The organism is Rathayibacter sp. AY1E2 (genome assembly GCF_002932325.1).
Taxonomy (GTDB): domain Bacteria; phylum Actinomycetota; class Actinomycetes; order Actinomycetales; family Microbacteriaceae; genus Rathayibacter.
On record NZ_PSVO01000005.1, the window covers coordinates 148535 to 166813 of the forward strand.

The following is an 18279-nucleotide window of genomic DNA, read 5'->3' on the forward strand; positions in this document are numbered from 1 at the left end:
GGCTGCTGCATCGAGCGGCGCGTGGCACGGCCGGCGCTCCCGGGCCCGCGGAATAGTGCCCGCCTAGGATGTGTTGTAGCCCACGGAGCCGCGGAACGATTCGAGCGACCGGCTCCGGGTGCTCGGCTCCCGCCCCACCCGTCACCGCTCGTACAGACCCCGAGGAGTTGCCGTGCGCGACATCGTCATCATCGGATCCGGCCCCGCCGGCTGGACCGCCGCCATCTACGCGGCGCGCGCCGAGCTGCACCCGGTGGTCGTGGCCTCGTCGGTCGAGATCGGCGGCGACCTGATGAACACGACGGACGTCGAGAACTTCCCCGGCTTCCCCGACGGCGTCCTCGGCCCCGAGCTGATGACCTCGATGCAGGCGCAGGCCGAGAAGTTCGGCGCGGAGACCTTCTACGACGACGTCACCTCCCTCGATCTCGAGGGCGAGGTCAAGACCGTCCACCTCGGCTCCGGCGAGAGCATCGAGGCGAAGACCGTCGTCGTCGCGACCGGATCCGCTTACCGCAAGCTGGGCCTCCACGACGAGGACCGCCTGTCGGGACACGGTGTCTCGTGGTGTGCCACCTGCGACGGCTTCTTCTTCAAGGGCAAGACCATCGCCGTCGTCGGCGGGGGCGACTCCGCCATGGAGGAGGCGACCTTCCTCACCAAGCACGCCGCGAAGGTCTACGTGATCCACCGCAAGGACTCGCTCCGCGCCTCGAAGGTCATGCAGAAGCGCGCCTTCGACAACGACAGGATCGAGTTCATCTGGAACGCCGAGGTCACCGGCATCACCGGCGAGAACCACGTCGACGGCGTGAAGCTGCGCGACACGGTCGACGGCACCGAGTCCCACCTCGACCTCGACGGCCTGTTCATCGCGATCGGCAACGACCCACGCACGCACGTCGTGCACGGCAAGCTCGACCTCACCACCGAGGGCACAATCTCGGTGGTCGGCCGCTCCTCCCAGACCTCCGTTCCCGGCGTCTTCGCCGCGGGCGACGTGATCGACCCGACCTACCGTCAGGCCGTCACCGCCGCGGCATCCGGAACGGTCGCCGCCCTCGACGCGGAGCACTACCTCGCTTCGCTCGCCGATGGCACCGCCCACACCGAAGGCTCACCCCGGGCCGAGCTCATCACCCGCTGACCGTCCGGTCATCGCACATCGGAGCCGGCAGCCCGCCGACTCGTGAAGGAGAGAACACCATGTCCACCGCGAAGAGCGTCACCGACGCATCGTTCCAGTCCGACGTCCTCGACTCCGAGAAGACCGTCCTGGTCGACTTCTGGGCCGAGTGGTGCGGCCCCTGCCGCATGGTCGCACCGATCCTCGACCAGATCTCAGCCGAGCACGGCGACAAGATCGAGATCGTCAAGCTGAACGTCGACGAGAACCCGCAGACCGCTGCGAAGTACCAGATCACGTCGATCCCGGCGATGAAGGTCTACCAGAAGGGCGAGGTCGTGAAGACCGTCATCGGCGCCAAGCCGAAGCCGGCCCTCGAGGCCGACCTGGCCGCGTTCCTCTGAGTTCGCACCCCTGACCGCCCTCTGCGGTCTCCGAGAGCCCCTGTCTCGTCGTGACGGGGGCTCTCCTCGTTCCCGGGGCTGTTTCACGTGAAACAGCCCCGCTGAGACGCAGGCCACGCTCCCTGCGGTGGCGCCCGACCGCCCCGCCGCAGCACAGGACCGGCCGGTACTGTGGATCCACCCGGCTCCGGCCGGAGAGACACTGTCCACCGAGCGAAGCGGAACCATCGTGACCAACCGCGGCACCAACCTCGACCCCTGGTACAACTCCTACGCGGAGCGCACGGCCGGTCTGGCCGCCAGCGAGGTCCGAGCCCTGTTCGCCGTCGCGTCACGCCCCGAAGTGGTCTCGCTCGCCGGCGGCATGCCGTTCGTGTCCGCGCTCCCCCAGGACCTGGTGACCGGCGCCATCGAGACGGTGATGCGGGAGCAGGGGCCCGTCGCGCTGCAGTACGGGTCGGGCCAGGGCGTCCCCGTCCTGCGCGAGCAGATCCTCGACGTCATGGCCCTCGAGGGCATCTCCGCCAGCGCGGACGACATCGTGGTCACCACGGGCTCTCAGCACGCCCTGGAGCTCGTCTCCAAGCTCTTCCTGGACCCGGGGGACGTCGTCCTCTCCGAGGGCCCCAGCTACGTCACGGCGATGGTCATCTTCCGGTCGTACCAGGCCGAGGTCGAGCACGTCCCGATGGACGAGCACGGGCTCATCCCCGCCGCCCTCCGCGAGCACATCGCCCGCGTCCGCGCCGCCGGCAAGACGATCAAGTTCCTGTACACGATCCCCACCTTCCACAACCCCGCGGGCGTGACCCTCAGCTGGGAGCGCCGCGTCGAGATCCTCGAGATCTGCAAGTCCGAGGGGATCCTCGTGCTCGAGGACAACCCGTACGGCCTCCTCTACTTCGAGGACGTCCCGCCGAAGGCGATGCGCTCGCTGGAGGAGGACGGAGTGATCTATCTCGGCACGTTCTCGAAGACGCTCGCTCCCGGCTTCCGGGTGGGCTGGGCTCTCGCTCCGCACGCGATCCGCGAGCGGCTGATCCTCGCCAACGAGGCGGCCGTCCTCAGCCCGTCGTCCTTCAGCCAGCTGGTCATCTCGAAGTACCTCGAGACGGCCGACTGGCGCGGACAGATCGACACCTTCCGGGGCGTCTACCGCGAGCGGAAGGAAGCGATGCTGAAGGGCCTGCAGACTCATCTGCCCGGCCTCAGCTGGACGAACCCGAACGGCGGCTTCTACGTCTGGGTCACGCTGCCCGAGGAGCTCGACTCCAAGGCGATGCTGCCGCGCGCGGTGAAGGAGCTCGTCGCGTACACGCCGGGCACTGCGTTCTACGGCAACGGAGACGGACGTCAGAACATCCGCCTCTCGTTCTGCTACCCGACGCCGGAGCGCATCGGCGACGGCATCCGCCGCCTCGCCACGGTCATCAACGGAGAGCTCGATCTGCTGTCGACCTTCGCGGGCACGGGCCGGCTGACCAGCGCCGACGCGAGCAAGCGCGACGCCGTCCTTCCGCCGAACGTCTCCTGACACCGCTCCTTCGATAAGAAAGCCCTGGTCATGACCGATTTCTCTGTGCTCGACCGTACTCTCGACATCGTCGTCATCAGCGGTGGCATCAGCCACGAGCGCGACGTCTCCCTGCGGTCGGGTCGTCGCGTGGCGGACCGTTTGTCCGCCATGGGCCACCGCGTCTCCCTGCACGAACCGGACGCCGGCCTCCTCTCGACGCTGCTGCAGAAGCGTCCCGACGTCGTCTGGCCCGCGGTGCACGGAGCGAGCGGCGAGGACGGTGCACTCCTCGGGCTCCTCGAGGCCGCGGGCTTCGCCTACGTCGGCTCGCAGACGGACGCGGCGCGCCTGGCCTGGTTCAAGCCGACCGCGAAGACGCTCGTCGCTCGCGCCGGCTTCTCGACCCCGCGCTCCGTCACCCTCCCCCGCGAGACCTTCCGCGAGCTCGGAGCCGCCGGAATCCTGGAGCAGGTCGAAGCGCACCTGCCCGGCTCCCTCGTGGTGAAGCCCGCTCAGGGCGGTTCGGCCCAGGGCGTCAGCATCGTGACGGACTCGGCGCAGCTCCCGCGAGCGATGGTGGAGGCGTACACCTACGGCGACGTCGTGCTCATCGAACAGCAGATCCATGGGATCGAGGTCTCCGTCGGTGTTCTCGACCTCGGTGACGGTCCTTTCGCCCTGCCGCCTGTCGAGATCGCACCCGTCGCGGGCCAGTACACCTTCGAGGCGCGCTACAACGCGGGGGAGACGCACTTCTACACGCCGGCCCGGATCTCGCCGGAGATCACGGAGGAAGTGTCCCGCGTGGCCGTCGCGATCCACGAGCTGCTGGGGCTCCGCCATCTGTCGCGCCTCGACTTCATCATCGACGAGGCCGGACTCCCCTGGTTCTTCGACGCGAACGTCCTTCCCGGAATGACCGAAACCTCACTCGTTCCTCAGGCCATCGAGGCATCCGGCCGCTACCTCGGCGACGTCTACTCCACCCTCGCGAAGCTCGCAGCCTCCTGACTCAATACCGTTTCACGTGAAACGGTCGTCCGCTGCGCATACGCTCCTGATCACGTGGCTGCTGAGTTCTGAACGAGTGCTCGAATCCATGCCAGACGAGTAATTGCGTCGCGGCCGATCAGGACCCTCTATCGCCGCCTTCTCCCTACAATGCGGGTCGAGTAGCCGCTCAATAACGGGTCCACGTCTTCATCAGCAGACCAGTAGTGGCAACCCGGGGAAGAACCCGAGGCCGCGTATCGACTCCCACCAACATTAGACATCTGTCGCCGCGCCGGTCGATTATCCGCAGATCAGCGTGGTATATCCCGCCCCCGCCGCCACCTTTTCACCAGGCTTACGGGCATCCATCGCCACCTGGTCCTCGTCGTCATGCTCGTCGAGTAGACGCATTGCCGCGTATCGAGACCCGGCCACCCCCAGTGGGTACCTGGTGAGCGTTGCCTGGAGCGATGTATCCACGCCCACTGTCTGGCCATATCCGCAGACCTAGCGGTGAGGAGCAGTTGTGCGTCGAATCGAGGCTCACCACGATTGCCGCCCGCGCCATCTCTGCAGAGACACAACATGGTCGATCGACGTTGATAGACACCAGCCAGCCGTCGCCATGCTGGTCGAGTAGCCACAATGCAACGTATCGAGACCCACGGCCCGAAGGGACCCCTATCGCTTGGTTCTCCGACCTCAACTCCGCGTCGGGGGGTGGTGCCTGAATTTCGTTGGTCAGGCGAGCGATCTCGTTCGAACACTGCGGTCGAAGTCCGTCGCACGATGATCCGCACGTGCGCCCAAGGTTCTCGGCAGGGGCGTCTCACGTGAAACGCTTCCGCAGCCGTTGAGCAGCTTCAATCGGAGAAGTTGCGTCCTGTGGAGCGAGTCAAGCCGACTAGGGCCTCCTGATTGACCAGACGAGGTCGTGGCTCTTCAAGGGCCAGGCCGCCCTAGAGCGCACCGTTTCACGTGAAACGGCCCTTCATTGAGTCTTTCAGTGCTCTCTGGGCGCGACCGCCGGCGGGGTCCTCCGTCAGACATCGGCGAACCCACTCATCACATCGGCGTCGATCCGCGAAAATGGAGTGTACTGCATTTCGTCTTACTTGCCCGCCCGCCAGCCAATGCTTGGAGGCCCAGGAGGCGCTCCTTCCGAGGGACATGCGATGCACGGTCAGCCAAGGGAGTCCTCATCTCAGCGGCGGATGGACGGCTGTTTCACGTGAAACATTGCTCCCGCCAACTATCGGCGATGAGGGCGTCGCCCCTGGCAGAGGAGAGCCGCACCGAGTACGACCAGTCCAAGTGCCAGTCCTGCGCCCGCCAGCGAGCCACTGAACGCGACTGGAACTATGGAGACCGACGATGTCTGAACTCCGCCAATCCTCGATCCGGCACTTCACGCCTACGCGACCGCCATATAGTCGCATCGTGAGCTGCTCTATCCAGAGATCAATGCCACAGAAACCTGGCGATCATCACCGATGGACAACACCCGCCGTATTCGCGACCAGACACGGAGTCAGCAGCGCCCCGCAGAACCTGGGGCCACTTCATCAGACTGTACCGGTCAGAAGGGCTTATCAATCAGAGAGAGGACGACAACCGAGAATACTCCGCCCACAAGGCAACTCGTAGATCGCCTCAAGCGTAATGATCTCTGCGATCACGGTACTGACGAGGGGAGGGGACACAGCCAGATCGGCGATACTGCCGAGAACACAGCGAGCGCGCGCCCTCGCAAGCCGCAGGGCTGATCGGTGGCGGCCGCTAGGCCGACCCTCTACGGAGCGAGCGACACCTCGGTCGGCTCCCCGATCTCAGCGAGGATGCGGTTCAGGTCCTGGATGGTGGCGAAGTCGATGACCATCTGGCCCTTACGTGCGCCCAGGGTGACCTTGACGCGCGTGTTCAACCGGTCGCCGAGGTGATCCGCGATCGACGAGAGGTGTCCGGAGTGCCCGCCCTGCTCCTCCACCACGGGACGCACGGTCGTCCGCGGCGCCTTCATCTGCGCGGCGGCAGCCTCGGCGGCACGGACGGACAGGTCCTCGTTGACGATCTTGTCGGCCAGGCGGCGCATCATCTCGACGTCGTCGAGGGACAGAACCGCACGCGCGTGTCCTGCGGTCAGGACGCCGGCAGCGACGCGGGCCTGCACATCGGCCGGGAGCCGCAGGAGACGGAGCGTGTTCGAGATCTGCGGCCGCGAACGTCCGAGCCGCGTCGCCAGGGCCTCCTGGGTGATCCCGAAGTCGCTGAGGAGCTGCTGGTAGGCGGACGCCTCCTCGAGCGGGTTGAGGTCGGCGCGGTGCAGGTTCTCCAGCAGCGCGTCGCGGAGCATGTTCTCGTCGGCCGTGTCCTTGACGACCGCGGGGATGGTGGTCAGTCCCGCGGCCTTCGAGGCGCGGAACCGGCGCTCACCCATGACGAGCTCGTACTTCGCTCCGCCGCGAGCCGTCACGGGCCGGACGACGATCGGCTGCAGCACTCCGAACTCGCGGATGCTGTGGACGAGTTCCGCGAGGTCGTCCTCGTCGAACACCGACCGCGGCTGCGCCGTGTTGGGGGTGATGTCGGCCAGGGGGAGTCGCGCCAAGCGCGCTCCAGGGACCTCGAGGAGCTCCTCGGCACGGGCCGAATCGCCGACCTGATCAGGGAAGAAGACGTCGACAGGCCGGGAGCGCGACTCGTCGCTGGTCGGGATGAGCGAGCCGATCCCCCGGCCGAGTCCCGTGCGCTTGGTCGCCATCAGCGTGCCTCTCCTTCGTATGCCGTCTCGGGTGTCTTCCGGGCTCCGCGTCGTGCGATCTCCGCGGCCGCCTCCAGATACGCCAGCGAACCGGACGACTGCGGGTCGTAGCTGATCACGCTCTGTCCGTAGCTCGGCGCCTCCGAGATCCTCACGTTGCGCGGGATCACCGCCCGCAGCACCTCCTTCGGGAAGTGCTCTCGGACATCCGCTGCCACCTGCTGGGAGAGGTTCGTGCGGCCGTCGTACATCGTCAGGAGGATCGTCGAGACACCGAGGTTCGGATTGAGGTGCCGCTCGATCAAGTCGATGTTCTTGAGCAGCTGGCTGAGCCCCTCGAGCGCGTAGTACTCGCACTGGATCGGGATGAGCACCTCGCGAGCGGCGACGAACGCGTTGATGGTCAGCAGACCGAGCGACGGCGGGCAGTCGATGAAGACGTAGTCGAACGGCTCGTCCATGGTGTCGAGCATGCGGTCGAGCGCGCGGCGGAGACGCTGCTCGCGTGCGACGAGCGAGACCAGCTCGATCTCAGCGCCGGCCAGGTGGATGGTCGCCGGCACACCGTAGAGCGAGGCGAACTCCGGGCTCTTCTGCACGACGTCCGCGAGGGGAGTGTCGTTGACGATCACGTCGTACACGCTGGCCGTCTCGGCGCGGTGCTCGATGCCCAGGGCCGTCGACGCGTTCCCCTGCGGATCGAGGTCGATGACGAGCACCTTCGCCTCACCGCGGGCGAGCCCGGCGGCGAGGTTGACGGTCGTCGTCGTCTTGCCGACGCCGCCCTTCTGATTCGAGATCGTGATGACGCGCGTCGACTCGGGCTTGGGCAGCGGCTGGGCGTTCAGCAGTGCGCGCCGACGGGTCATGTCCGCGATCTCCCGGGCCAGGGGAGTCGAGGAATCGAAGCCTCCGGTCAGACCGGCGGAATCGGTTTGTTTCACGTGAAACCTTCGCTCAGCGAGTGGGACGGACATCAGCACCGAGGAGTCGACGGACGAGGAGTCGGGGGCTCACTGCGGCGTCGTGGCGATCAACCCACTGTAGCCCGGACGACCCTCGTCACCTCGGAGAGCACGCCGTCGCCGAGCACGACGACCTCGGGCGGGGAGAGCCGGAAACGACGGATCTGCTTGGCCGCAGCCTCGATCTCCTTCTCGGCGTTGATGCCCTTCAGCAGGACCAGCTCGCCTCCGGGCCGCAGCAGCGGCGCGGTCAGCGGGATCAGCTTCGAGAGGGCGCTGACCGCCCGAGCGGTCACCTGGTCGAAAGGCTCCGGGAGCTGCACCTCTTCGGCACGGGCGCGAAGAACTGAGACATTCTCGAGTGCGAGTCCGTCGACCTGCTCCTGAAGCCAGACGACGCGACGCTCCATCGGCTCGATGAGCACGAAGCGGACGTCGGGCCGCACGATGGCCAGGACGAGCCCGGGAAGGCCCGCGCCACTGCCGACATCACCCACCAGTCCCGGACGCAGGAGAGGGGCCACCAGGGCGCTGTTGAGCACGTGCCGCGTCCAGAGACGGGGGAGCTCCAAGGGCCCGATCAGGCCGCGCTCCTCACCCTGGTCGGCGAGAGCCTCCGTGAAGCGCCGCAGGAGGGGCAGGCGGTCGCCGGCGATCGCCGCAGCGGCTGCGGGCTCGGCCTCGAGGGTCGACTCCACGCCGCTCAGCCGCGGGTGATGACGGTGTGGCGCTCGCGCGCCTCGCCACGCGACTCCGACACGAAGCCGCGCTCGCCCACCATGTCGTGGACCAGCTTGCGCTCGTACGACGACATGGGCGGGAGCGAGGCCGACGTCGCGCCGTCCTCGATCCGCTCGATCGCGCGGTCGACCAGCTGGGCCAGCTCCGCCTCGCGGGCGTCGCGGGAGCCGCCGATGTCGAGGATGAGGCGGGAGAACGCGCCGGTCTTCGTCTGGACCGCCAGTCGCGTCAGCTCCTGCAGCGCCTGGACGGCGTCGGGACGGGAGAGGACCCGGAGGTTCGTGTCGCCGGAGGCGGTGACCGAGAGGTAGGCGCGGCCGTTGCGGACCTCGATGTCGATGTCGCCGTCGAGATCGCAGATGTCGAGGAACTCCTCGATGTAGTCGGCGGCGACGTCCCCCTCGTCCTCGAGCTGAGAGAGCGTGGACTCGGGCGCCTCGTCGACGGCGGACGCGTCCACGTCCACGGGTGCGGACGCGTCGTCGGTGATGGTCTGCATCGGATCGGTCATGGCGGCTCTACTTCTTTCCGGCTTGCTTCTTGGAGCGGTTCTTGCTCACGGGCTGCGTGCGCTGCACGGCCTTCTTCTCGACGAGGGTGACGTCGCCGGCGGCCGTGGTCTCCTCGACCAGCTTGCCCTTGCGGCGCAGGCGCTCCTCGCGGGCCTTGGCTGCCTCGCTGCCCGGGGTCGGCATGTTCCGGATGACGATGAACTGCTGGATCATCGTCCAGATGTTCGAGGTCAGCCAGTAGAACATCACGCCGAGGGGGAAGGCGAAGCCCGAGAAGGCGAAGACGAGGGGGAGGATGTAGAGCAGGATCCGCTGCTGCTTGAACGTCGGCGAGGCCTTCGCCTCGGGCGACATGTTCTTCGACACGATCTGCAGCTGCGTGATGAACTGCGACGCGGTCATCAGGACGACCATGATCACCGCGATGATGATGACCGGCTCCTGGCCGCCCTCGGCGAGTGCGCCCTGGATCGACTGGTGCAGCGGTGCGACGCCGAAGAGGTTCGCCTCGCCGAACTGGCGGGCGAGCGTCTCGTCGAGCGGGCCCACGCCCTTCTGGCTGTGCTGCGCCGCGTTCAGCACCGAGAACAGGCTGAAGAAGATCGGCATCTGGATCAGCAGGGGCAGGCAGGAGGCGAGCGGGTTGGTGCCCGTCTTCTTGTAGAGCTCCATGGTCTCGCGGGACATCGCCTCGCGGGACAGCTGGTCGCGCTTGCCCTTGTACTTGTCCTGGATCTTCTTGAGCTGGGGCGCGACCTCGAGCATCCGGCGCTGGCTCTTGATCTGCTTGACGAAGATCGGGATGAGCGCGGCGCGGATGACGATGACCAGGCCGACGATCGAGAGGACCCAGGTGATTCCCGCGGCCGCCTCCATGCCGGTGAAGGTCAGCAGCTGGTGGAAGGCGACGAGGAGCAGCTCGACCACCCACTTGAGGGGCCAGAGGATCGTGCCGAGGAGGTCCATGGAGTGGGGTCAGTCCTTTCGAGGGCCCACGACGAACCCGGCTCGCGTCACGGCGAAGCGGGTCCGGCCGGAAGCCGGTCGGTGCAGGGGGATCGAGGTCGGGACGTCGTCGATGCCGCCTGCCGCCCACGGGTGGCAGCGGAGCAGACGGCGGGCCGCGAGGACGGAGCCGAGGACGAGCCCGTGGAGCTGGACCGCCTGGAGCGCGTACGCGGAGCACGAGGGGTAGTAACGGCAGACGTCCCCGTAGAGAGGGGACACGACCGCCCGGTAGACGATCAGGAGCAGGACGCCGATGTTCCGCGGCAGCAGGAGGATCGCCCACCCGAGCCGGGCGAGCGGTGCCTCGCGGCGGGGGATCACGGCGGTCACGAGGACGCCCCGCTCTTCCGCGCGGCTCGCGCCATCGCGGACCACACCTCGGAGCGCAGCTCCGACCAGGGGGCGTCGGCGCTGCCGGGCAGCGCGCGGACGACGACCTGGGTGCCGGGGTCGATCTCGGGGACGAGCTCGAACGCCACGGCCTTGAGCCGGCGGCGGACGGTGTTGCGCGTCACCGCGGTGCCGACCGTCTTGGCGACGATGAACCCGAACCGCGCCGGATCGCCCGCGGAGGACCGGCGGACATACGTGACGGTGTGCGGTCCTGTGGACCGCACACCGCGACGGACGACTGTCCGGTACTCGCCTCCGTGGACGATGCGATTGGCTCTGGCCAGCACCGCTGGTCGGTACCGCTCGCTGCTAGGCGGAGAGCTCGGTGCGCCCCTTGGCGCGGCGCGCGCTGAGGATGCCGCGGCCGGCACGGGTGCGCATGCGCAGACGGAAGCCGTGCACCTTGGCGCGACGACGGTTGTTCGGCTGGAAGGTTCGCTTGCTCATAATCAGATCTCCACGTACGTGTTCCGCGGCGCGAACCGGCACCACCCGCTCGGGCGGAGACTCGGATCCTCCGGGAAGAAGGGGTGCCCGGCTGCGGAATCCGCTCGGCCTGCGAGGGCCGCACGGACGACACCGGGCAGGCGTCAACTGATTTAAACTACGGCCTGTTCCGTCACCGGTCAAATGTGGACGGCGCGAAACCTCGATCATGCACACGGGACACGGGGTTCCGCGCATTGACACGCGGGTGTCGCTGTGGTGGATTTGTCTCCCGTCGGCTCCGTTCGTTACGGTGTTGAGCCGCAGTTATCCACAGGTGGGATCCGCGTCCTCCCGCGCCCGCACAGGCATCGCTCGAGGCCGGTGGACAACCCTGTGGAGAGAGCGGCACTCGAGACCCGGCTCCGCGCCCGGTCCGCGACGCCCCTGCAGCGGGCGGAGACGGGTCCGGCGGAGACGGCGATCCCGCAGCGACTTCACAGCGACAGCACCCAGGACCGGAGACAGATGGCAGACGACACGTCGATGGTCGACGCGTGGAACGTGATCCTCGGCGCACTGTCCCAGGACGAGCGGATCACCGCTCCCCTCTACGGGTTCGTCTCGCTCGTGGAGCCCAAGGGCATCATGGCGGGCACCTTCTACCTGGAGGTCCCGAACGAGTTCACCCGCGGGATGCTCGAGCAGCGCGTGCGCGTGCCCCTGCTCAGCGCGATCGGGACGCTCGACGACTCCTTCGGCGTCACGACGTTCGCCTTCGTGGTGAACCCCGACATCGAGCACGAGCCCCTCAGCTCCCCGTCGTCGCAGGAGTCGATGAACCCGTTCGAGCCGATCACCGCCTCCTCGGCGACGGTCGCGCCGACCCGCGGGGTCGAGGAGCTGCGGACCGTGCCGGCGACCGACACCCGGCTGAACCCGAAGTACAGCTTCGACAACTTCGTCATCGGAGGCTCCAACCGGTTCGCGCACGCCGCGGCCGTCGCGGTCGCCGAGGCTCCCGCCAAGGCCTACAACCCGCTCTTCGTCTACGGCGACTCCGGGCTCGGCAAGACGCACCTCCTCCACGCCATCGGCCACTACGCGATGAGCCTCTACCCGGGGATCCGCGTGCGGTACGTCTCGAGCGAGGAGTTCACGAACGACTTCATCAACTCGATCGCGAACAACCGGGGCAACGCCTTCCACGGCCGCTACCGCAACGTCGACATCCTCCTGATCGACGACATCCAGTTCCTGCAGGGGAAGGCGGAGACGCAGGAGGCGTTCTTCCACACCTTCAACCAGCTGCACGACCACAACAAGCAGGTCGTGATCACGTCCGATCTGCCGCCGAAGGCCCTGACGGGCTTCGAGGACCGGATGCGCTCGCGCTTCGAGTGGGGCCTCATCACCGATGTGCAGGCTCCCGACCTCGAGACCCGCATCGCGATCCTCCGCAAGAAGGCGGTCAGCGAGAAGCTGCTCGTGCCCGACGACATCCTCGAGTTCATGGCGTCGAAGGTGTCGAGCAACATCCGCGAGCTCGAGGGGACGCTCATCCGCGTCACCGCGTTCGCGAGCCTGAACCGGACGCCGGTCGACATGTCGCTCGTGCAGACCGTGCTGAAGGACCTGATCACGCTCGACGAGGACAACGTCATCTCGCCGGTCGACATCATCAACCACACCGCGGACTACTTCAAGCTCACGGTCGACGACCTCTACGGCTCGTCGCGCTCGCAGGCCGTCGCCACCGCGCGCCAGATCGCCATGTACCTGTGCCGGGAGCTGACGAACCTCTCGCTGCCCAAGATCGGCCAGCTGTTCGGCAACCGCGACCACACCACGGTCATGTACGCGAACAAGAAGATCTCGGAGCTCATGAAGGAGCGCCGCAGCATCTACAACCAGGTCACCGAGCTGACCACCCGCATCAAGACGAACCGCTAGCCCGCAGTCGTACGGCCCCCGGGACCACCTGTCCCGGGTGGCGTGCCCCGGGGTCCATCGGCGTCCGTGCGCGGTGGTCGGGTAGTCGCTCCCCTTTCCTCGTGTGAGGGGAGGGAGCGACGGGGATCGCGGCACGAGCAGCAGGACGTCGGTGTCGGCGCGCGTCGAGATCAGGCGAAGGCGCTGGCGGGGGTCTCGATACGGCTCGCTGGGGCTACTCGACCAGCATGAACCGCACGTGCTCAAGGGGTCCGGGTGAGCGGCTGAGCGGCTGGCGTGCGATCGGACGGTGTCGATCCGCCGTGCGACGGCCAGGAGAGCAGCGCAGGGGAGAGGGAGCGCGCATCGTCTTCCGCGCCGCTCGGACGGCGCGAGCCGCGTTCGACGGTCTCCGTCGTGACCCGGAGAAGTCGTCGACGGACTCCTCGACCCACCGCGCGCGCCTCGGACACGCCGCCTCGCGCGCCCCGGAGGGCCGATTTCCACAGTGTGAGGAACCTGTGGATAACTGTGGACAACCGCCTCGGGACTGTGCGCCGGGAGAGCCCGCCTGTGGAGGGCGACCGGTCGGCCCGGATCGCTCCACAGGGCGTCCACGGGCCCGCTCACACTCCCTCCACAGGGGCGGGTCCCTCCGATCCCACCCAGGAGTAGGGGTCCGAAGCGTTTTCCACAGTTTCCACACGTGTTAACACTGTTAACGCAGTTCTCTCTTTAATGAAGCCTCGACCGGCAACCTCTCCACAGCGGCTCGGGAGTGCTCGGCGGTCCACCCCCTTCCGAGCTCGTCGAGCCCGGCGGGTACGATGGGCGACGGTCTTCGTCCGCGACTCGTCAGGGGTGTACTCGTGAGGTTCCAAGCCAACCGCGATGTCTTCAGCGAGGCGGTGTCCTTCGCGGTCAAGCTGCTTCCGCAGCGCACGACCCTGCCGATCCTCTCCGGAGTCCTCATCGAGGCGACCTCCGAGGGTCTGACGCTGTCCTCCTTCGACTACGAGGTGTCCGCGCAGACGCAGATCGCGGCCGACGTGGAGGAGACGGGCACCGTGCTCGTCTCGGGCCGTCTGCTCGCCGACATCGCGAACCGCCTCCCCAACGCTCCCGTGCGCATCGCCACGGAGGAGTCGCGCGTCTCGGTCTCGGCCGGCTCGGCGCACTTCACGCTCCTGCAGATGCCCGTGGAGGAGTACCCGAGCATCCCCGAGATCGATGCCTCCACCGGCCTCGTCCCGGCCGACGCCTTCGCGGCCGCCGTCTCGCAGGTGGCGGTCGCCGCCTCCCGCGACGACGTGACCCCCGTCATCACCGGCGTGCAGCTCGAGATCACCGAGAACACGATCGGCCTCGTCGCGACGGACCGCTACCGCGTCGCCGTCCGCGAGATCGACTGGGACAACGGGGACAACCCCGCGCCCACCCAGCCGCTCACCGCCCTCGTGCCCGCGCGCACGCTGCAGGAGGTCGGAAAGACCTTCGGCCACTCCGGCACCGTCTCCGTCGCGATCACCAACCGCGACGAGCGCGAGCTGATCGCCTTCACCGCGGACCGCAAGACCGTCACCTCGCTGCTGATCAAGGGCAACTTCCCGCCCGTGAAGCGCCTCTTCCCCGCCTCCGTCGAGAACTACGCGGTCATGTCGACCAGCGACCTCATCGAGGCCACCCGACGCGTCTCGCTCGTGCTCGAGCGCGAGGCGGCCCTCCGCTTCAGCTTCAGCAGCGACGGCCTCACCCTCGAGGCCATCGGCTCGGAGCAGGCGCAGGCGTCCGAGAGCATCGACGCGATCGTGACCGGCGACGACGTGGTCGTCTCGCTCAAGCCGCAGTTCCTGCTCGACGGCCTCGCCGCCGTCCACTCGGAGTTCGTGCGCATCGCGTTCACGAAGACCGAGAACCCCAACAAGCCCGGCCCCGTCCTGATCACCGCGCAGACCTCGCGGGAGCAGCCCGGCAGCGACAGCTACCGCTACCTGCTCCAGCCCAACCTGCTGCTGCGCTGACCACTCCCCGGATCGCAGAGCCGCGACCGCCCCGCTCCCGACGAGCGCCCGCCCGCCGGACAACGAATCCAGGAAGGTTCACCATGCACATCGGACTCGTCGGCCTCGGCAAGATGGGCGACAACATGCGCTCCCGCCTCCGCTCCAAGGGGCTCGAGGTCACCGGCTACGACCGCAATCCCGACGTCTCGGACGCGGCCTCTCTCGACGAGATGATCGCCGCACTCCCCTCGCCCCGCATCGTCTGGGTGATGGTGCCGGCCGGCGAGATCACCGACGCGGTCGTCAAGGACCTGTCGGAGAAGCTCAGCGAGGGCGACCTCGTCATCGACGGCGGCAACTCCCGCTTCACCGAGGACTTCAAGCACGACGCGCTGCTGAAGCCCAAGGGCATCCACTACATCGACGCGGGCGTCTCGGGCGGCGTCTGGGGACTCCAGAACGGCTACGGCCTGATGGTCGGCGGCCCGAAGGAGCTCGTCGAGTACGCCATGCCCGTCTTCGACGCGCTGCGCCCGGAGGGCCCCCGCGAGGAGGGCTTCGTCCACGTCGGCGAGGTCGGCGCCGGCCACTACGCGAAGATGGTCCACAACGGCATCGAGTACGCCCTGATGCAGGCGTTCGCCGAGGGCTACGAGCTGCTCGAGACCCGCAGCGACATCATCAAGGACGTCACCGGCACCTTCAAGGCCTGGCAGCGCGGCACGGTCGTGCGGTCCTGGCTGCTCGAGCTCCTCGTCCGCGCCCTCGAGCAGGACCCGGACTTCAAGAACATCGAGGGCTACGTGCAGGACTCGGGCGAGGGCCGCTGGACCATCGAGGAGGCCATCAACAACGCCGTCCCGGTGCCCACGATCAGCGCCTCGATCTTCGCCCGCTTCGTCTCCCGCCAGGAGGACTCCCCCGCGATGAAGGCCGTCGCAGCGCTCCGCAACCAGTTCGGCGGGCACTCCGTCAAGGCCGTCGACTGAGTCGGCTGGTGAGGACTGCCTCCGGCAGTCCTCACGGCGGTCGGCTTCCCGAGGGGGGCGCGTTCCGCAGGGCCGGTGACGGACGGCGGACTGCGGCCCGCCGCCCCCGTGAGGCAGGGATGCTCTCACGGAGGCGGCGGGCCTCCGGCCGCCTCCACCTCGCTACGAACGTCGGGCGGCGGGCCTTCGGCCGCCTTCACGGGCGGGGACGGGGCGCCGCCGATCATGGTGAGCGAGTAGTGGCCCGGAGGGGCGTATCGGGATCCGCGTCCCGGACGGTTCCGCCGCCGTGCCGGTCGAGTAGCCCGCAGGGGTGTGTCGAGACCGGGGGCGAAGGCCTGGCCGACCGTGGGACAGCGGGCCGCAGGCGCCGGAGCGGGTGGATCGGCCGAGCGAGACGGGCCAGGAGCCCGCAGGGGTGCAGTGAAGGCCCGCGACGACGGGTGGAGGAGAGGAGCGCGACGTGCAGGTGACGCAGCTGGCGCTCAGCGACTTCCGGAACTACGAGTCGGTCGACGTCGAGCTCGTGCCCGGACCGAACCTCTTCGTCGGCCGCAACGGCCAGGGCAAGACGAACCTCGTCGAATCTCTCGGCTACCTCTCCACCCTGGGCTCGCACCGCGTGTCGAGCGACCAGGCGCTCATCCGCGCCGGCCGGGACAGTGCCGTGGTGCGCGCCCGCCTCCGCAACGGCGAGCGCGACCTGCTGGCCGAGGTGCAGATCAACCGCTCCTCCCCCAACCGCGCGCAGATCAACCGCGGCGGGATCAAGCCGCGCGAGCTCCCCCGCTTCTTCTCCAGCGTCCTCTTCGCGCCGGAGGACCTCCTCCTCATCCGCGGCGATCCGTCGGCCCGCCGCCGCTTCGTCGACCAGCTGGTGATCCTCCGCTCCCCGCGGATGAGCGCCGTCCAGGCCGACTACGAGCGGGTGCTGCGCCAGCGCAACTCGCTGCTCAAGTCCGCACGGGCGAGCGGCGTCCGCGACCCCTCGAAGCTCGGCACCCTCGACATCTGGGACGAGCGCCTGATCGCGCTCGGGACCGAGATCATGCAGTCGCGCCTCACCCTGGTGGAGGAGCTGAGCGGACCCGTGCGCGCCGCGTACGAGGCGGTCGCCGGTGCCGACCAGCGTCCGGTGCTCCGCTCCCGCCTGAGCATCGAGGGCGCGGTCGACGACGACGGCGAGCCCGTGGAGCAGCCGGGCGCCGCGTCACCGGCGGCGGGCGAGGGACTGGCGGAGGCGTTCGCGTCCGCCCTGGCCGGGGTGCGCCGCCGCGAGCTCGACCGAGGCGTCTCCCTCGTCGGCCCGCACCGCGACGACGTGCAGTTCGAGCTGAACGCGCTGCCGGCCAAGGGCTACGCCAGCCACGGCGAGAGCTGGTCGTTCGCGCTGGCGCTGAAGCTGGGCGCCGCGGAGCTGCTCCGGCGCGACTCCCCCATGGGCGATCCGGTGCTGATGCTCGACGACGTCTTCGCCGAGCTGGACGCGCGCCGGCGCGAGCGGCTCGCCTCGGTGGTCGCCGACTACGAGCAGGTCCTGATCACCGCGGCCGTCTTCGACGACGTCCCGGAGGCGCTGGCCGCGCACACCGTGCGGATCGAGGCCGGCCGGATCGTCGGCACGGGCGCCGACGCCGCGCCGATGGCCGTGCCGGAGCCGATCGCACCCGACTCCGCCTCGTCCGATCCGGTGTCCTCCGACTCCCCTCCTCCCGGTCCCGAGTCCTCCCACTCCTCTTCTCCCGATCCGGTCTCGTCCGACTCCCCTTCTCCTGGTGTCGTCTCCTCCGCCGCGGCGTCCTCCTCGGAGCCCGCGTCCCCAGCGCCGGCGTCCACAGATCCCGCGTCCCCGGAGCCGCCCGCCCCGTCGGAGCCGTCCGATGGCTGACTCCCCCCGCCGCGGAGCCCCCGCCCCCGACTCCGAGGCCGCCCGCGTCTACCGGCACCTCAAGGAGGTGTTCGGCGCCGACGGCCCGCGCCGCATCCGGAAGACCGTCGAGCGCGCCGAGCCCAAGGGCGACGCGATCCCGTTCGGCAAGGGCCGCGACCCGCACGACCTCGGCGACGTCCTCGACTCCCTCACCGTGAAGCTCGGCTGGACGGCACCGCTGGCGCAGGGCGACCTGATGTCGTCGTGGACGGCGATCGCCGGCGAGGAGACCGCGAAGCACTCGACTCCGGTGGGCGTCGTCGACGGCGTGCTGACGGTCGCGTGCGAGTCCACGGCGTGGTCGACGCAGCTCCGGTTGATGCGGATCGAGATCATGAACCACATCGCGGTGAACTTCCCCGACGCCGGCATCGCGTCGATCCGTTTCCAGGGCCCGGACGTCCCGAACTGGAAAAAGGGTCCCAGGTCGATTCCAGGGCGTGGTCCGCGCGACACCTACGGCTGAGGACGCATTTTCGGTCGACCGCCGATCTTTCGCGCCTCAGATCGCCGTCCAGCGCTTCGGATCGACCCGGCACGCGGTAGAATGGAGGGCCGCCGAACCGCAGTGACGCCGCCG

The 18279-nt window shown here is 68.5% G+C and carries 16 protein-coding genes and 1 pseudogene; 9 read left to right on the plus strand and 8 right to left on the minus strand.

The genetic code is table 11. The annotated features are described in order from the left end of the window. Positions 1-172 precede the first annotated feature (172 nt). The 4 genes from trxB (at position 173) to C5C49_RS06450 (ending at position 4057) form a co-directional block, all read left to right on the plus strand. Positions 173-1147: a thioredoxin-disulfide reductase gene (gene trxB / locus C5C49_RS06435; RefSeq protein WP_104222688.1), complete on the plus strand. Its 975-nt coding sequence runs from the start codon at positions 173-175 to the stop codon at positions 1145-1147. Between the two features lie 59 nt (positions 1148-1206). After that, positions 1207-1530: a thioredoxin gene (trxA, locus tag C5C49_RS06440; RefSeq protein WP_104222687.1), complete on the plus strand. Its 324-nt coding sequence runs from the start codon at positions 1207-1209 to the stop codon at positions 1528-1530. A gap of 229 nt (positions 1531-1759) precedes the next feature. Continuing rightward, positions 1760-3064, plus strand: coding sequence for a PLP-dependent aminotransferase family protein (locus C5C49_RS06445; protein ID WP_104237762.1), 1305 nt, complete (start codon positions 1760-1762; stop codon positions 3062-3064). Between the two features lie 30 nt (positions 3065-3094). Beyond that, positions 3095-4057, plus strand: a complete 963-nt coding sequence (locus C5C49_RS06450) for an ATP-grasp domain-containing protein (protein WP_104345727.1) — start codon at positions 3095-3097, stop codon at positions 4055-4057. A gap of 1774 nt (positions 4058-5831) precedes the next feature. On the opposite strand, the gene C5C49_RS06460 is transcribed toward C5C49_RS06450, so the two are convergent. The 8 genes from C5C49_RS06460 to rpmH form a co-directional block, all read right to left on the minus strand. Then, positions 5832-6800 carry a ParB/RepB/Spo0J family partition protein gene (locus tag C5C49_RS06460; RefSeq protein ID WP_104247022.1) on the minus strand — a complete coding sequence of 323 codons (969 nt, stop codon included), beginning with the start codon at positions 6798-6800 and terminating at the stop codon, positions 5832-5834. Continuing rightward, the gene (locus C5C49_RS06465; protein WP_258068403.1) at positions 6800-7669 is read right to left on the minus strand and encodes a ParA family protein; all 870 of its coding nucleotides are present in this window, start codon (positions 7667-7669) and stop codon (positions 6800-6802) included. Before C5C49_RS06465 ends, C5C49_RS06460 begins: the two co-directional genes overlap by 1 nt. Positions 7670-7833: 164 nt before the next feature. Further along, positions 7834-8463, minus strand: a complete 630-nt coding sequence (gene rsmG / locus C5C49_RS06470; RefSeq protein WP_104345729.1) for a 16S rRNA (guanine(527)-N(7))-methyltransferase RsmG — start codon at positions 8461-8463, stop codon at positions 7834-7836. 5 nt (positions 8464-8468) lie between these two features. Next, complete coding sequence (locus C5C49_RS06475) at positions 8469-9017, minus strand: R3H domain-containing nucleic acid-binding protein (protein ID WP_258062514.1); 549 nt, start codon at positions 9015-9017, stop codon at positions 8469-8471. A 7-nt stretch (positions 9018-9024) separates the two neighbouring features. Continuing rightward, the gene (gene yidC / locus C5C49_RS06480; protein ID WP_104222681.1) at positions 9025-9984 is read right to left on the minus strand and encodes a membrane protein insertase YidC; all 960 of its coding nucleotides are present in this window, start codon (positions 9982-9984) and stop codon (positions 9025-9027) included. Positions 9985-9993: 9 nt separating this feature from the next. Beyond that, on the minus strand, positions 9994-10347 hold the full coding sequence (gene yidD / locus C5C49_RS06485) for a membrane protein insertion efficiency factor YidD (protein WP_258061272.1): 354 nt from the start codon (positions 10345-10347) through the stop codon (positions 9994-9996). A gap of 5 nt (positions 10348-10352) precedes the next feature. Further along, complete coding sequence (gene rnpA, locus C5C49_RS06490) at positions 10353-10706, minus strand: ribonuclease P protein component (RefSeq protein ID WP_104222680.1); 354 nt, start codon at positions 10704-10706, stop codon at positions 10353-10355. Between the two features lie 22 nt (positions 10707-10728). Continuing rightward, a complete protein-coding gene (rpmH, locus tag C5C49_RS06495; protein ID WP_055784512.1) occupies positions 10729-10866 on the minus strand; it encodes a 50S ribosomal protein L34 in 138 nt (45 codons plus the stop codon). A 627-nt stretch (positions 10867-11493) separates the two neighbouring features. Between rpmH and dnaA the strand changes: the two genes are divergently transcribed. The 5 genes and pseudogenes from dnaA (at position 11494) to C5C49_RS06520 (ending at position 18165) form a co-directional block, all read left to right on the plus strand. After that, positions 11494-12798, plus strand: coding sequence for a chromosomal replication initiator protein DnaA (gene dnaA / locus C5C49_RS06500; protein WP_374952921.1), 1305 nt, complete (start codon positions 11494-11496; stop codon positions 12796-12798). Positions 12799-13646: 848 nt separating this feature from the next. After that, entirely contained in the window at positions 13647-14798 is a 1152-nt protein-coding gene (gene dnaN / locus C5C49_RS06505) for a DNA polymerase III subunit beta (RefSeq protein ID WP_104222678.1), read from the plus strand. Between the two features lie 83 nt (positions 14799-14881). Then, positions 14882-15769 carry a phosphogluconate dehydrogenase (NAD(+)-dependent, decarboxylating) gene (gene gnd, locus C5C49_RS06510; protein WP_104222677.1) on the plus strand — a complete coding sequence of 296 codons (888 nt, stop codon included), beginning with the start codon at positions 14882-14884 and terminating at the stop codon, positions 15767-15769. Between the two features lie 463 nt (positions 15770-16232). Continuing rightward, positions 16233-17396: pseudogene (recF, locus tag C5C49_RS06515) on the plus strand (DNA replication/repair protein RecF); the annotation flags it as partial. 253 nt (positions 17397-17649) lie between these two features. Next, the gene (locus C5C49_RS06520; protein WP_104237766.1) at positions 17650-18165 is read left to right on the plus strand and encodes a DUF721 domain-containing protein; all 516 of its coding nucleotides are present in this window, start codon (positions 17650-17652) and stop codon (positions 18163-18165) included. Positions 18166-18279 lie beyond the last annotated feature (114 nt).

What these genes read in the sequence shown, in the direction of transcription:
- yidC (WP_104222681.1), bottom strand. Translation starts at nt 9,984, where the DNA reads ATGGACCTCCTCGGCACGATCCTCTGGCCCCTCAAGTGGGTGGTCGAG.
- C5C49_RS06475 (WP_258062514.1), bottom strand. Translation starts at nt 9,017, where the DNA reads ATGACCGATCCGATGCAGACCATCACCGACGACGCGTCCGCACCCGTG.
- C5C49_RS06460 (WP_104247022.1), bottom strand. Translation starts at nt 6,800, where the DNA reads ATGGCGACCAAGCGCACGGGACTCGGCCGGGGGATCGGCTCGCTCATC.
- trxA (WP_104222687.1), top strand. Translation starts at nt 1,207, where the DNA reads ATGTCCACCGCGAAGAGCGTCACCGACGCATCGTTCCAGTCCGACGTC.
- rpmH (WP_055784512.1), bottom strand. Translation starts at nt 10,866, where the DNA reads ATGAGCAAGCGAACCTTCCAGCCGAACAACCGTCGTCGCGCCAAGGTG.
- gnd (WP_104222677.1), top strand. Translation starts at nt 14,882, where the DNA reads ATGCACATCGGACTCGTCGGCCTCGGCAAGATGGGCGACAACATGCGC.
- dnaA (WP_374952921.1), top strand. Translation starts at nt 11,494, where the DNA reads ATGGCGGGCACCTTCTACCTGGAGGTCCCGAACGAGTTCACCCGCGGG.
- C5C49_RS06520 (WP_104237766.1), top strand. Translation starts at nt 17,650, where the DNA reads ATGGCTGACTCCCCCCGCCGCGGAGCCCCCGCCCCCGACTCCGAGGCC.
- C5C49_RS06450 (WP_104345727.1), top strand. Translation starts at nt 3,095, where the DNA reads ATGACCGATTTCTCTGTGCTCGACCGTACTCTCGACATCGTCGTCATC.
- C5C49_RS06465 (WP_258068403.1), bottom strand. Translation starts at nt 7,669, where the DNA reads ATGACCCGTCGGCGCGCACTGCTGAACGCCCAGCCGCTGCCCAAGCCC.